At 58.7% G+C, this 13,691-nt stretch carries 11 protein-coding genes and 1 pseudogene; 7 read left to right on the plus strand and 5 right to left on the minus strand.

The genetic code is table 11. The features are described 5' to 3' along the window. Nucleotides 1–59 precede the first annotated feature (59 nt). The 4 genes and pseudogenes from NG900_RS00870 to NG900_RS00885 form a co-directional block, all read right to left on the minus strand. Nucleotides 60–865, minus strand: a pseudogene (locus tag NG900_RS00870) (transposase family protein); the annotation flags it as partial. Nucleotides 866–890: 25 nt separating this feature from the next. Further along, on the minus strand, nucleotides 891–1,685 hold the full coding sequence (locus NG900_RS00875) for an SDR family NAD(P)-dependent oxidoreductase (RefSeq protein WP_252675759.1): 795 nt from the start codon (nucleotides 1,683–1,685) through the stop codon (nucleotides 891–893). Between the two features lie 65 nt (nucleotides 1,686–1,750). After that, entirely contained in the window at nucleotides 1,751–2,539 is a 789-nt protein-coding gene (locus NG900_RS00880) for an SDR family NAD(P)-dependent oxidoreductase (RefSeq protein ID WP_252675760.1), read from the minus strand. 464 nt (nucleotides 2,540–3,003) lie between these two features. Beyond that, nucleotides 3,004–4,101 (minus strand): alkene reductase, encoded by a 1,098-nt coding sequence (locus NG900_RS00885; protein ID WP_252675762.1) that lies wholly within the window; start codon nucleotides 4,099–4,101, stop codon nucleotides 3,004–3,006. A gap of 990 nt (nucleotides 4,102–5,091) precedes the next feature. Between NG900_RS00885 and NG900_RS00890 the strand changes: the two genes are divergently transcribed. Continuing rightward, a complete protein-coding gene (locus tag NG900_RS00890; RefSeq protein WP_252675763.1) occupies nucleotides 5,092–6,570 on the plus strand; it encodes an APC family permease in 1,479 nt (492 codons plus the stop codon). Between the two features lie 234 nt (nucleotides 6,571–6,804). On the opposite strand, the gene NG900_RS00895 is transcribed toward NG900_RS00890, so the two are convergent. Beyond that, on the minus strand, nucleotides 6,805–6,954 hold the full coding sequence (locus tag NG900_RS00895; protein ID WP_252675765.1) for a hypothetical protein: 150 nt from the start codon (nucleotides 6,952–6,954) through the stop codon (nucleotides 6,805–6,807). Nucleotides 6,955–7,023: 69 nt separating this feature from the next. On the opposite strand from NG900_RS00895, the gene NG900_RS00900 reads away from it, so the two are divergent. The 6 genes from NG900_RS00900 to NG900_RS00925 all read left to right on the plus strand — a co-directional run bounded on the left by NG900_RS00900 (nucleotide 7,024) and on the right by NG900_RS00925 (nucleotide 13,655). Further along, the gene (locus NG900_RS00900; protein ID WP_252675767.1) at nucleotides 7,024–8,631 is read left to right on the plus strand and encodes a Re/Si-specific NAD(P)(+) transhydrogenase subunit alpha; all 1,608 of its coding nucleotides are present in this window, start codon (nucleotides 7,024–7,026) and stop codon (nucleotides 8,629–8,631) included. Nucleotides 8,632–8,653: 22 nt separating this feature from the next. Beyond that, a complete protein-coding gene (gene pntB / locus NG900_RS00905; RefSeq protein WP_252675769.1) occupies nucleotides 8,654–10,072 on the plus strand; it encodes a Re/Si-specific NAD(P)(+) transhydrogenase subunit beta in 1,419 nt (472 codons plus the stop codon). A 114-nt stretch (nucleotides 10,073–10,186) separates the two neighbouring features. Beyond that, nucleotides 10,187–10,348: a hypothetical protein gene (locus NG900_RS00910; protein WP_252675771.1), complete on the plus strand. Its 162-nt coding sequence runs from the start codon at nucleotides 10,187–10,189 to the stop codon at nucleotides 10,346–10,348. A 10-nt stretch (nucleotides 10,349–10,358) separates the two neighbouring features. Then, a complete protein-coding gene (locus NG900_RS00915; protein ID WP_252675773.1) occupies nucleotides 10,359–12,062 on the plus strand; it encodes a phage integrase family protein in 1,704 nt (567 codons plus the stop codon). A gap of 488 nt (nucleotides 12,063–12,550) precedes the next feature. Beyond that, nucleotides 12,551–13,084, plus strand: a complete 534-nt coding sequence (locus NG900_RS00920; RefSeq protein WP_252675775.1) for a 2'-5' RNA ligase family protein — start codon at nucleotides 12,551–12,553, stop codon at nucleotides 13,082–13,084. Further along, nucleotides 13,077–13,655 carry a nucleotidyltransferase family protein gene (locus NG900_RS00925; RefSeq protein ID WP_252675777.1) on the plus strand — a complete coding sequence of 193 codons (579 nt, stop codon included), beginning with the start codon at nucleotides 13,077–13,079 and terminating at the stop codon, nucleotides 13,653–13,655. The genes NG900_RS00920 and NG900_RS00925 overlap by 8 nt, the downstream gene beginning before the upstream one ends. The last annotated feature ends 36 nt before the right edge of the window (nucleotides 13,656–13,691 follow it).

Genomic DNA, 13,691 nt, shown 5'->3' on the forward strand with positions numbered 1-13,691 from the left:
TTGCGAGACTTATATCAAATGACCGACTGTGAACAATTTGCACCTTGCGCTGCCAGATGTCACGCAGCCGACGCGGACAGTCGTGTACGAGCAGAAAGCGCGGCCGGAATCAGGGTATAAAGAAGCCGCAGCTTCCGGAGGATCAGGCCCATGTTATGGCCAGCGCCGCAAGCCGGGTTGGTAGATCTGCACGCCTTCCACTGCGACATCGCGATAGTCCCGATCAACGATCGCGTTCTGCGGCCTAACCTGACTCAGAATCAGCGCCTGCTCCAACGCTTTGGCAAACGTATGGTCTTCGTAGGGATTGCTTGGCATCGAGCGCCCGCCGAGTACCAGGGCCTTGTGCATTGTCGTGATCGACACCTTCACATTGAGTTCGTAAGTCGTTTTGGCTTTGCCCTTGGCTAAGCACTCGACTCCCGGCGCGTGCAGTGCGTAAAGCTTGTGCGTGTCCTTCGGCTTCTGAGACAGAAGCCGCTTGGCTCGACCGATCAGTTCTTCCAACGCCGAACGGCTTTGCGCTGCCACCGAGCCGAGCTGCCACTCAACGTCGCACATTACTCGCCCCACCCGCGAAGGCAAGGTGCGCTGCGCGCGCCGCATGCGCTTGTACTACTTCGCATGTGCATAGCGGCCAATCTGGCCCGCTAGCCGTGGCGCCTCGCAGTTGCAGTTCTGTCGCCGCTTCAGCCCATGCTGGGCTGCCGGCTTCTCCCAATCGCCTGCGCCCGCGCGCCAGACTCGATGGGTCGACCCGCAGCTCGGTCTACAGATACCTTTCGCCTGTGAACACCTGCCAGTAAGAGGTCTCGACCCGGTGCCAGACGACTTCTTCATCAGACAGGTCAAAGACGAATTCCAAGGTTATCGCAGGGACGTGAAGCAAGCTACCAACCTGGATTGATGTTTGCCAATCCGCAGATCGAAAAATTTTGGCCACTGATAAAACCCGCGCCGGCCGAGGTCAAGAATAGCGCCATGGCAGAAATATCGGTCTTACTGCCATAGCCAAAGCCAGTCACCTCACCCATCTGCTGAACCCATTTCACGGCTTCCGCTGAATTACTCGAAAGCATGACCTCATCGTAACCGCTCACGATAGGACCCGGCGAAATACAGTTGACAGTAATCTTATGTCGAGCAATCTCCTTTGCCAATGCATTACTAAAGCCAATCACCGCTGCTTTAGCACCGGAATAATCGGCCCGCCCAGACGCTCCAATTACTCCATCAAGCGAGGATATATTAATTATCCGCCCGCCCTGCTGCGCAATCATTCCGTTAATAACAGCGTGGGTGACGTTAAGAACCCCCTTGTAGTTCAGGCCAATAATCTCATCCCACACTTCCTCAGTGGAATCGCAAAATAGGGAGGACCGCTCTCTAGCACTTCCGCCAGCGCAGTTGACCAAAATGTCAACCTTGCCAAACTCGTTGATGATGGACTCATACATGTGGTCCACTTCAGTCTTCTTCGATACATCTGCTACAACACCCAGCCCACGCACACCCAAAGATCTTATTTCCGCTGCCGTTTCCTGAAGTGTAAGGCCGTTCCGGCTGGTGATGGCGACATCTGCCCCGGCTTCAGCGAGTTCAAGGGCGATCGTGCGGCCAATACCCGTACCGCCTCCCGTGACAAGGGCAACTTTGCCCTTTAGCATTGCAGTCAAAAAGTCCATAATTGCTCTCATTCCTGATAAATCGGATCTTCTCCGCCTTAAGCGGAATTCGTCACTTCGGTGCTTTACATACGATTGGTTCTTCCGCCATCGACCGGGATGGTTTGCCCGCTGATATATGCAGATTCATCAGAGACTAGGAAAAGCGCTGCGTTCGCAATGTCTTTCGGTAGGCCGGTCTTGCCCAACACTGTGGGCTTACTGAACTCCTTGATCATTGCAGCATATTCTTCTGGTGTCTTGCCCTCCCTAACGAGGGGAGTTGCCACAAAACCTGGGGCAATACTGTTCACGTTGATATTGTATTTCCCTAGCTCCGCCGCGGCATTGCAGGTTACCTGGATAACTCCCGCTTTAGATGCGCTATAGGCAATACCTTCACTAACCGCACCGCGGCCGCAAATGGAGGAAATATTGACGATCTTGCCGTACATCTGCTGAACCATGTATTTGGCCGCGGCCTGAAGGCAAAGAAACGCTCCTTTTAAATTAACATTCATATTAGCATCCCACTCCTCCACCGATGTTTCAAGCAGGGAACTTGAGATACATATTCCAGCGTTATTAATCAGGATATCAATTTTTCCGAAATGCGCATACACCTTTGCCATCATTTCTTCCACTTGATCTTTATTGCTTATATTCGCCGCAATCGACAAACACTTGCCGCCACCTAATTTAATTTCCTCTTCTACTGCCGTTAAGTTTTCCAAGGAAATATCACAAACGGCGACATTTGCACCGGCCTTTGAGAAAGTTAGCGCGATCTCTTTACCCATTCCGCGCCCGCCGCCCGTAATGATTGCGACCTTTCCTTCCAAAATCTTGTTGCCGTCAATATCTACCACACGCATGATCTTTAGCTCCAATTCGGTTTTATATGGAGACAGCAAGCATCTCCGGACACAGCGCTACGTCAGAGGAGTAGCTGCTGCAAATTTTCCTCTGCTTTGTTTGAGACTCCACGCTCCAGTTACTAGGACACGGTTTAAAATAGGCTCTTGCCGATTGCAGAATTCTGCGATCGTACTTGAGGACGCAATACAATTGATCGGTCGGTCATTAAACAAACGACCACCTTGACGCACTCTCATGTGGCGCCCCAATATACCGCTCGAATTGACGCACTGGACAGATTTCCGGCTTTCAGATATGCGCCAGCAAATTCCGCGCAGCGAGACAACGCCCGCCCCAAAATGGCCGTCCACAGCATTCGCCGTCATCCGACCTCTTTTGGAGAAAATTCTAGAAATCTGCCTGCCCATTATTTGGCCGCCGCCAGTGATGAGGTCCTTTTGAACCGGACCACACCATATCTTCAATTACCAGAACCAATCGCAGCGTCTTCTAGGTATGGATAGTCGATATAGCCAGTCGAACCTTGACTAAACCATGTCTCGCTTAGAGGTTCATTCAGGGGAGCACCTTGTTTCAGGCGTTTCGGCAAGTCTGGATTAGCTAGGAACGGGCGACCGAAACTTATCCCATCTGCCAAACCAAGTGCGACATCTTCGCGTGCTTTCTGAATGTCGTAATCGCTATTGAGGATAAGCGGACCGGAAAAATGCTGGCGAATCAGTGGGGACTGCCGGGGAACGTGCGTGCTGCCGTACGTACCCGTGGGACCGGGTTCCCGCAGTTCGAGGAAGGCGACACCAATGTCTTGCAAGGCCATCGCTACAGCTTTAAAGAGCGTGGCTGGATCACTATCGTCAACACCTTGACTATCCCCGTTTGGGGAGAGTCGTACAGAGACTCGATCCGCGCCTATTGTCTCAACGACTGCTTGTGTCACTTCCTTAAGAAAGCGAATTCGGTTCTCGATCGTGCCACCGTACTTGTCATCGCGGTGGTTGCTGCCATCACGCAAAAATTGGTCGATCAAGTATCCGTTCGCCGCGTGAATTTGTACGCCGTCGAAGCCCGCAGAAATTGCATTTCGTGCAGCGCGAACATAATCGGCAACGATGCCCGGGATTTCCTCGATATTCAACGGCCGAGCCAGTTCATATGATTGCTTTCCTTGATAGGTGTGCACCATGCCGGGTGCAGCGGTAGCGCTGGCTGACACTGGTTGTTCGCCCGTCACGCTACTATGGACAGCGCGCCCCATGTGCCAGAGTTGGACGACTATGCGTCCGCCAGCTTTATGGACTGCCTCCGTGACCGGCTTCCAGCCAGCCACCTGCTCGTCTGACCAAATGCCGGGGGCATAAGGCCACCCTAGCCCTTGTTGAGAGATACCTGTCGCCTCGGCGATGATCAGCCCCGCGGACGCACGCTGGCCATAATATTCGGCCATGATCGCTGTAGGAACATGGTCTCGAGTCGCGCGACCACGCGTCATTGGTGCCATAAGCACCCTGTTCGGCGCGACGATCGAACCCAACGGCAACGGCTGAAAAAGACTGGTCATCAAATTTTCTCCTGAGACTCTCTGAAACACGCAAGGATGCGTCTACCGCCTCCTGTGCGCCGATGTTCGGTCCATGTCGAGCAGATGGGCCGCAAGATTCACCTGCAAAGAAAGCGCTAAATTGGCTCGACCGACAAGGCGAGCAGTGGCTGGACCACACAGCTCTTTACCAGCTGCTGCATGGAGCCAGCCGCTACCTTGATGTCTCCCACATCGTCGATGCGCCGGCAGAATCACAACTATCGGGCCACGCCCGCAAACGTTGTTTATGCCGGACCAGTCGTCGTCATTTCTCCCCGTGCTGAGCTCCAGGGGAGTCGACTTCAGCCTATCGCGCCTGTTGGATCCATCCGCCGCATACCATATCCGACTTTTTTAGAACTATCGGTATATTACACAGACCAATGAGTACGTCAATCGATAGCGGCGGATAGCTACGGTCAGCCTTCCCGTTGCATGCTGGACGCATAGAGGCGGGTCGATTTGCGTGCAATCTCCGATTGCTGGCAGGGCTTACGAAGATCGACCAACGGGAGTGTGCTTTTAGGGAGAGAAGGTCGCTGCCCTCTCGCTGGCCATCCAGTGTGATCCAACAGCACTGAGTATCGAGCTGTCGGACGCCAGTCTCAAAATGGCGACTTACTTGAGTGACGGCGTGCACAAGGGCAGAGTAGGGCACTACTGTAATGCCTCCCTTAGTCTCCCAGACAGCGGTCGGACAGGAAACACCTCACCGACTCACAGAAGACTTGAATCAAAGCGTTACCCGTCGTAGAGTTCGCCCTGGTAACGTACCGATTGATCTTTTTGTTTGACCAACAGGTACGTGAAAGCGGCCTTGACTGGGCAATGTTCCCGTTGAGCCGTTGGTAAGCAAAGGGCGCCCTGACGTAAGTCGCGCGTCTACGATCGGATGTCTCTTACATGCATGCGACGTGATTGTGCGACGCACGCGTGCTACTTCGATGAAAGTCAGGAGCTTGAAAAGGAATGGACACGTTACTCGACAGTGAAGGCGGGCCGACCGCGCAAGGCGTGCGAGAGACTGGGGGGAAGGGTCGCCCGGTCACGCTCTCCGGGCGGCTTGGGACCTTGGACATCGTCTTCACAGTCTTAGCCTACAACGCGCCGCTGACTGTGGTGACCGGCTTTTTCGGCTTATCGATGGCCCTCGGAAATGGGTTGGGTACTCCCGTGGCATTTTTGGTTGCCGGTCTGCTCATGCTTGTCTTTGCAGTTGGCTTTACGACGATGTCGAAGCATGTCCCAAACGCCGGCGCGTTCTATGCCTACATCACCGCGGGGCTCGGCCGCCCGCTTGGATTCGGAAGCGCGTTGATGGCGATACTCGCCTACGGATTTATGTTGGTCGGTATGTACTTATACGCCGGTTTTTCGTACGCGGCCCTCGTTAAACAGCTTTTCAAAGCAGAACCGCTTATCTGGTGGGGCTACGCGCTCATTTTGCTCGCAGTAGTAGCGGTGTTTGGGTATCTGCGAATCACGTTCTCAGCGCGGCTTCTTACTATCGCATTGGCATGTGAAGTGTTGCTGGTTCTCCTCTGGGAAGTAGTAGTTGGCGTGACTAAAGGGCCGTCCGCCCTGTCGCCAGCTTGGCTGACCCCTGCTGCCGTAACGTCTGGCTCTCTTGGAATTGCAATGCTTCTCGGTGTGACCTGCTTCGCCGGATTCGAAGCCACCGCGGTTTTTCGAGAAGAAGCACGCGATCCCGAGGTTACAACCACGCGGGCCACATATATCGCGATCGGTGTCATGGCGCTTTTGTTCACCTCGGCATCATACGTGCTCATTTGTGCATATGGCCCGAAAGCAGCGATGGCAAAGGCCACTGCGGATGCATCGACGATCACGGTGGATTCCATCGGAATGTATCTAGGGACGGCGGGATCAGTCACAGTGAACGTTCTTCTGTGCTCGAGCATCTTCGCTGCAGTGCTCGCACTGCATAACATTTTGTCCCGATACATCTATTGCCTCGGAATTGACGGAACGTTTCCACGTCCACTTGCTGCGGTTCACGAACGACATGGATCACCGTACCGCGCCTCTGTCTTGGTTACTCTTGTAATGCTGTTCCTCGTGGTTGGTGCAATAAAGACCGGCGTAGCTCCGTATGAAGGATATGGGGTCCTGGTTGGCGTCGGCGGCTACTGCTTACTTTTACTCTTGGTCCTCACTTCGTTGGCGGTATCGTTATTCTTCGCGCGGAACGCGCATGGAGCCAACGTCTGGAAAACAAAAGTTGCTCCGTGCGCGAGCTTTGTGCTCCTTGCAGCGGTAGGTTGGTTTGCAACGGTAAACATGGAAGTTCTCGCAGGGAACGTGAAGGTTGCGGTCATCCTGCTGGGCTTCGTTTTTGGAACGATGGCGATCGGTTCACTCTATGGCTGGCGACTGAAGAAGACGAAGCCTGATGTCTATGCAGCTATCGGGCGACAAGTGATCTAGCAAGGCCAGGGAAAGCTGTCGGTTAATAGGTGAGCAGTTGCGGTGTTTCGCGAGGTAGGGCGCGCCTTACCCCGCTTTCTTTCTTGACGATACAGTTGTGTTGCGGCGGCTCCGCTGCGGGCATAGACGGGTAAGCCGGCGTTGAGGCGATGATGAGCGCCTTTCACAGAAAAGGACGGAAGGCAACAGCAGGAGCCTGTCCGTATTTTTGTGGGCGAGGCGGTTAGCGAACCATCATCCACGCGCTATCTTGAAGCGGTCGTCGAACAGGACAGCAAACAGGTTCGCGGCTGATGTCCAATCGAGGGCAATCGACATCGGTACTTCCGACGATGCTTTGCCTTCCGCTGCTTCTTCGAGCTTGCAGAGCACCTTGTCATGCACTTCAGAAGATCGTCCCTCGCGGAGAGGTTCGGATCCCCCCATTGAATACCCAAGTCCAGGAAATCATTGATGCAGCCCAATCAGAGTTCGGCGCCGCAGCGCATCGGCGTGCCGCGGGAAACGTTTCCCGGCGAAAAACGTGTCGCCACGGTGCCCGATGTGGTGGAAAAGCTCATCAAGCTGGGCTTTACGGTGGCGGTCGAATCCGGCGCCGGCGAAGCCGCCAACTTCAGCGACGACACGTACCGCGCAGCCGGGGCCGAGATCATTGACGGCGCCGCTCAACTCTGGGCCGCATCCGACATCGTGCTCAAGGTCCGCCCACCCAGCCCTGACGAAGTGGCGCTGATGCGCGAAGGCGGCACGCTGATCGACTTCATCTGGCCCGCCCAGAACCCCGACCTGATGCAGCAGCTGGCCGCCAAGAAGGCGACCGTGCTGGCCATCGACTGCCTGCCGCGCACACTCTCGCGCGCCCAGAAGATGGACGCGCTGACCTCCACCGCCGGCGTCAGCGGCTACCGTGCCGTCATCGAAGCGGCCAACGCCTTCGGCCGCTACTTCAACGGCCAGATCACGGCCGCGGGCAAGGTGTCGCCGGCCAAGGTCTTCATCGCCGGTGCCGGTGTGGCAGGCCTGGCGGCCATCGGCACGGCAGCCAACCTGGGCGCCATCGTGCGCGCCAACGACACGCGTGCCGAGGTGGCCGACCAGGTCAAGTCGCTGGGCGGCGAGTTCGTCAAGGTCGACTACGAGGAAGACGGCTCGGGCGGCGGCGGCTACGCCAAGGTCATGAGCGAGGGCTTCCAGGCCGCGCAGCGGCAGATGTACGCCGAGCAGGCCAAGGACGCGGACATCATCATCACCACCGCGCTGATCCCCGGCAAGCCGGCGCCCAAGCTCATCACCGCCGAGATGGTGCAGAGCATGAAGCCCGGCAGCGTGATCGTCGACATGGCCGCCGAGCAAGGCGGCAACTGCGAGCTGACCGTCCCTGGTGAAGCCGTGGTGCGCCATGGCGTGACCATCATCGGCTACACCGACCTGGCCTCGCGCCTGGCCAAGCAATCGTCCACGCTGTACGCGAACAATCTGCTGCGCCTGACCGAGGAGCTGTGCAAGGCCAAGGACGGTGTGGCCGTGGTCAACATGGAGGACGACGCGATCCGTGGCCTGACCGTGATCAAGGACGGCGCCATCACCTGGCCGGCCCCGCCGCTCAAGGCCGCGCCCGTGCCGGCGCCCAAGGCTGCGGCTGCCCCCGTGGTCGAGAAGAAATCGGGCCACGGCCATGGCAGCGGCGCGCCCATGTCTGCCAAGGCGCTCACCATCACCTTCGGCATCGCGGCGGTGCTGTTCTGGGCCATCGGTGCCTTTGCGCCTGCGGCCTTCCTGGGCCACTTCACGGTGTTCGTGCTGGCCTGCTTCATCGGCTACATGGTGGTGTGGAACGTCACGCCCGCGCTGCACACGCCGCTGATGAGCGTCACCAACGCCATCTCCAGCATCATCGCCATTGGCGCGCTGGTGCAGATTGCGCCTCCAGAAATGGGCATGGACGGGCGGCCCGACGGGCTGATCCGCTGGCTCGCCTTTGCCGCGCTGGTGCTCACCGCCGTCAACATGTTCGGCGGCTTTGCCGTGACGCGCCGCATGCTGGCCATGTTCCGCAAATAAGAAGAACGAGGAGAACCGAACCATGTCCCAAAGTCTCGCCACGGTGGCCTATCTCGGCGCCGCCATTCTCTTCATTCTCAGCCTGGGTGGCCTGTCCAACCCGGAAACCTCGCGCCGCGGCAACCTGCTCGGCATGATCGGCATGGCGCTGGCCGTGCTGGCCACGGTGTTCGGCCCGCGCGTCGGCCCGTCGGGCCTGGCGTGGATCATCGTCGCGCTGGTCATCGGCGGCGGCATCGGCCTGTATGCCGCCAAGGTCGTGAAGATGACCCAGATGCCCGAGCTGGTCGCGCTCATGCACAGCCTCGTGGGCCTGGCGGCCTGCGTGGTGGGCTTTGCCAGCTATGTCGACACCTCGGTGCCGTTTCAGGGCGCGGAGAAGCTCATCCACGAGGTGGAGATCTACGTCGGCATCCTGATCGGCGCGATCACCTTCTCGGGCTCGCTGATCGCCTTTGGCAAGCTCGCAGGCCGCATCGGCGGCAAACCGCTGCTGCTGCCCGCGCGCCACTGGCTCAACCTGATTGCGGTGCTGATGGTGATCGGGTTCGGCCGCGCGTTCCTGAACGCCCACGATGTGCAAGCCGGTATGACGCCGCTGATCGTGATGACGGCGATCGCGCTGGTGTTCGGCGTGCACATGGTCATGGCCATCGGCGGCGCCGACATGCCGGTGGTGGTGTCCATGCTCAACAGCTACTCGGGCTGGGCCGCTGCGGCCACGGGCTTCATGCTGAACAACGACCTGCTGATCGTCACCGGCGCGCTGGTGGGTTCGTCGGGTGCGATCCTGTCGTACATCATGTGCAACGCGATGAACCGCAACTTCATCAGCGTGATCGCGGGCGGCTTCGGCTCGGGCGCGCCGGCCAAGAAGCCTGCTGGCAACGGTGAAGCTGCAGAACCACAAGGCGAGGTGGTGTCCGTGAGCGCGCAAGAGACCGCCGAGATGCTGCGCGAGGCCAAGAGCGTGATCATCGTGCCCGGCTACGGCATGGCCGTGGCGCAGGCCCAGCACACGGTGTACGAGATCACCAAGACGCTGCGCGAGAAGGGCGTGGACGTGCGCTTTGCCATCCACCCGGTGGCTGGCCGCATGCCGGGCCATATGAACGTGCTGCTGGCCGAAGCCAAGGTGCCGTACGACATCGTGATGGAGATGGACGAGATCAACGAGGACTTCCCCGAGGCCGACGTGGCCATGGTGATCGGTGCGAACGACATCGTGAACCCCAGCGCCGCCGAGGACCCGACCAGCCCGATCGCCGGCATGCCGGTGCTGGAGGTGTGGAAGGCCAAGCAATCGATCGTGATGAAGCGCTCGATGGCGTCGGGCTATGCGGGCGTCGACAACCCGCTGTTCTACAAGGAGAACAACCGCATGCTGTTTGGCGATGCCAAGAAGATGCTGGATGAGGCGCTTGGCGCGCTCAAGGGGTGATCAGTAGGCGTTGCGCGGGGCTGGTCTGGACCGTTAGGCGCAGAAGTGTCAGAGGTGACCGACACTTCTGCAGCTTTTCGACGGAGCGGACCATACATTTTTGGAGTGAGTGCCGTGAACGATCAAGGCGGCGGCTCTTCCGCTAAATGCTGGGTCTGCCGCAAGGAGGCCCGCCCGCAAGAGTTGATCACAGCCGCGATCAACCCGTTCGTGGCGCGCGTTTATATGACTATTGTGATAACTATTCTTATCGCAATAGGTGTGTTGAAGCACTAAACTGCCTGCTATGAAAACGCGCCTGCTTCCCGCCGATCCCGCCGTCGACACCCCACCTGATTTCCCCGATGCCACCGAACTGGCGGCGCTGCGAGCCTGGCATGCCGGCTTGTCCACCCGCGAGGCCGTTGAGCGCTATCTGGGTGAGCGTCTTCCTCCTGGACTGTCGTCACGCGGCGAGCTCGGCCGCATCCGGCGTCAACTCGCGGCGTTTGCGCGCCGGCGTCAGCGCGAGGACTTGGCGGCGCTATTCGAGATTCCCGCGACCGAACGCGCCAAACAAGGCAGGGCTGCCGACCAGGCGATCGAGTTGCTCCGCACGCTGCCATTGCCAGAGCCGGCCATCAGCGATGACGTGGCGCTGTGGCTGGATGCGCGCACCGTCGCCGCGCTGCGGGCCGCTGGCATCGCCACCTTGGCCGATCTGACTGTCCGCGTGCCGCGCCGGCGCCGCTGGTGGGCTGTCATCCCCGGCTTGGGGCAGGCCAGCGCGCGACGCATCGAGGCATTCTTTGCCGAACACTCCCGATTGACCGAGCGCGCCCGGGCGCTGATCGCCGAGCAGGTCCGCGGCGTGGTGGTGCCGTGGGAGCACTTGCGCCTGCGCCATGAGGTTGACGGCTCGCAGGGGCAATTCCGTGCGCCGCGCGAGACCTGCGTACTCACCGCTGACAACGATTACGAGGCCATTCAAGCGTGGCTTTCCCTACACGAATCGCCCGCTACCCAGCGCGCTTACCGCAAGGAGGCGGAGCGCCTGATCTTGTGGGCCATCGTCGAACGCGGCCGGCCACTATCCTCACTCACCACCGAGGATGCGATTGCCTACCGGAGCTTCCTGCGTCGGCCGACACCACGGGAGCGTTGGGTCGGGCCGGCGCGCCCGCGTACGTCTGCCGAATGGCGGCCATTCACGGACGGGTTGTCTGCGCGCTCGATCGCCTACGCGTTGTCCGTGTTGGGCGCGATGTTCCGTTGGTTGATTCAGCAGCGCTACGTGCTGGCCAACCCGTTTGCAGGCATCAAGGTACGCGGCGGCGGCAGGACGGCCGCGCTGGATGTCTCGCATGTCTTTACCGAGGGCGAATGGGCGCTGGTCCGCACCATCGCCGATGGACTGGAGTGGTCGTATGGCTGGGAGGCACCCGCCGCGCAGCGACTGCGCTTTGTGTTGGATTTCGCTTATGCGACCGGCCTGCGGGCCAGCGAACTTGTTTCTTCCAAGCTCGGCGAAATCGAAACGGACCGGCAGGGCGATCACTGGCTGAAGTTGGTGGGGAAGGGCAGTCGCGCTGGCAAGGTTGCGCTGCCACCCCTGGCGCGCGCGGCGCTCGATCGCTACCTCGTGGAGCGCGGGCTACCGGTCTCGCGGACGCACTGGAATCCAAAGACGCGACTGATTGGCGGGCTGGGGATCGATGCCGCTGAAGGCATTACGGGGACGCGGCTGTGGAGCGTGGTTAGACGGTTTTTTGAGACGGCGGCTGACACCATCGAGAATGACCATGCAGTGTTAGCCGAGAAACTGCGTAAGGCGAGTCCGCATTGGATGCGGCATACGCATGCCACCCACGCGCTCGCGCGCGGCGCGGAACTGACCACCGTGCGCGACAACCTGCGCCACGCATCGGTCTCGACCACTTCGATCTATTTGCACAACGATGAGATCAGGCGCGCGCGGCAGCTCGGGGACGCCTTTGGTGTCCGAAAGTGAAAATCTGCCCGGCGACCCTCAGGTAGAGTAGGGGAGTAAAGGTGGAATGTTCAAAGGCGATGCGCGTAGCTTGGGCAGTTGTCGAGATTCATTGAACTCTGAACCGGTAGGTCGCCATTTGTGAGCCTTCCAGGCGGAGTTGCTCAGCCAACTTTGAACGCTTGGTTCGTTTAACTTTGAACTATCCGCGTTTTGGGGTAGTCGTACTTTCCGTGCAAAATCTGGCGGTTTCCCTGCAAGGCCTTTATCCGTAAGGCTTTCCAAGGGCGTAGATGACTGGAATTACGGATTTTCTCGACAAATGAGCGGCTCGCCTGCCGCAACATGCGCGGCATCCCCTCAATCTTTTTGCTAACTGCGCGGCTCCTTTCGCCGCCAAAGTCCTCCAACCGGTGGATCCTGAACGTCCCCGGGGGACATAGGGGCGAAAGGTGTGGTGGTGGATGGGATACTATGCAAGCCGGTTTGACTTGGACGACCGATCTCCCATGTCAGTTTCGGCCCTTGTTGTTAAAGTTCCCGCAGCTGACGGGCTAGTGGGAGATCTGCGGGATCGATTCGATGCCACTGCTAGGCTGGGTGTCCCCGCACACATCACGGTTCTATTCCCCTTTATGCCGCCCGACGAAATTACGTCGGGCGTCTTGGAGCAAACGCAAACGGCATTGAATGCAGTGCCTTCGTTCTCTTTCTCATTGGCAAGTGTGGGCCGCTTCCCTACCACCGCCTACCTTTCCCCAACACCCCAAGATCCGTTCGTCGCCCTGACGACCGTATTGACCAAGTGCTTTCCGAAGTTTCAACCTTACGCGAGCGCACACGCTGATGTGGTTCCTCATCTGACCGTCGCACATGGCGATGCAGTGAACGCACAGGCCGTTGCAATGGAGCTCGAACGGCGACTCGGTGAGTCAACGCCCATACTGGCCAGATGTGGTTCCATCGCCCTGCTTGAGAACTCATCTGGCCGATGGAGAGAACTGCACACGTTTGCCCTTCCTATTGCAAGCCAGCATGATTGACTCACTTGACTTCGAAACGCGCCTGATCGCGATGGCACGGCAGTCATCGTGGTTCTTTCCTGCACTCATCGCCGCTCGCAATTTGGAATTGACTTCCTGGTGCATTGGAGCGGGAGCAGTCCGCAACCTTGTATGGGATGCGCTTCATGGGTTCGCGGCACCCTCGGCATTGTCGGATATCGACTTGGCTCATTTTGACGAGCGAAACCTGTCTGCGGAGCAGGACCGCAGACTTGAACACCGGCTTACAGGCACCTACCCCAACGCCCAGTGGGAGGTGACCAACCAAGCAGCCGTACATCGGTGGTTCGAAGCCAGCTTTGGCTATGCCGTACGGCCCCTCACGTCGCTGAAAGACGCCGTGGGATCGTGGCCTGAGTACGCCACATCGGTAGGGTTGACGCTCAATCCGGACGATTCGATAACGGTCATTGCACCCTACGGGCTTGATGATCTTTTCAAGATGGTCATCCGCCGCAATCCCGCACGAGTGAGTATTGAGGCCTATGAGGCTCGCATAAAGCAAAAACAATACGCCACGCGCTGGCAGCAGGTGACGATCATCCGGTAGGCTTGCGTCGGCGCTGACACGGTTCGCCCCGCTTCG

Source organism: Ralstonia soli, from assembly GCF_023955655.1.
GTDB classification, from domain to species: Bacteria; Pseudomonadota; Gammaproteobacteria; order Burkholderiales; family Burkholderiaceae; genus Ralstonia; species Ralstonia soli.

What these genes read in the sequence shown, in the direction of transcription:
- pntB (WP_252675769.1), top strand. Translation starts at nt 8,654, where the DNA reads ATGTCCCAAAGTCTCGCCACGGTGGCCTATCTCGGCGCCGCCATTCTC.
- NG900_RS00885 (WP_252675762.1), bottom strand. Translation starts at nt 4,101, where the DNA reads ATGACCAGTCTTTTTCAGCCGTTGCCGTTGGGTTCGATCGTCGCGCCG.
- NG900_RS00920 (WP_252675775.1), top strand. Translation starts at nt 12,551, where the DNA reads ATGTCAGTTTCGGCCCTTGTTGTTAAAGTTCCCGCAGCTGACGGGCTA.
- NG900_RS00915 (WP_252675773.1), top strand. Translation starts at nt 10,359, where the DNA reads ATGAAAACGCGCCTGCTTCCCGCCGATCCCGCCGTCGACACCCCACCT.
- NG900_RS00900 (WP_252675767.1), top strand. Translation starts at nt 7,024, where the DNA reads ATGCAGCCCAATCAGAGTTCGGCGCCGCAGCGCATCGGCGTGCCGCGG.
- NG900_RS00880 (WP_252675760.1), bottom strand. Translation starts at nt 2,539, where the DNA reads ATGCGTGTGGTAGATATTGACGGCAACAAGATTTTGGAAGGAAAGGTC.
- NG900_RS00925 (WP_252675777.1), top strand. Translation starts at nt 13,077, where the DNA reads ATGATTGACTCACTTGACTTCGAAACGCGCCTGATCGCGATGGCACGG.
- NG900_RS00875 (WP_252675759.1), bottom strand. Translation starts at nt 1,685, where the DNA reads ATGGACTTTTTGACTGCAATGCTAAAGGGCAAAGTTGCCCTTGTCACG.
- NG900_RS00890 (WP_252675763.1), top strand. Translation starts at nt 5,092, where the DNA reads ATGGACACGTTACTCGACAGTGAAGGCGGGCCGACCGCGCAAGGCGTG.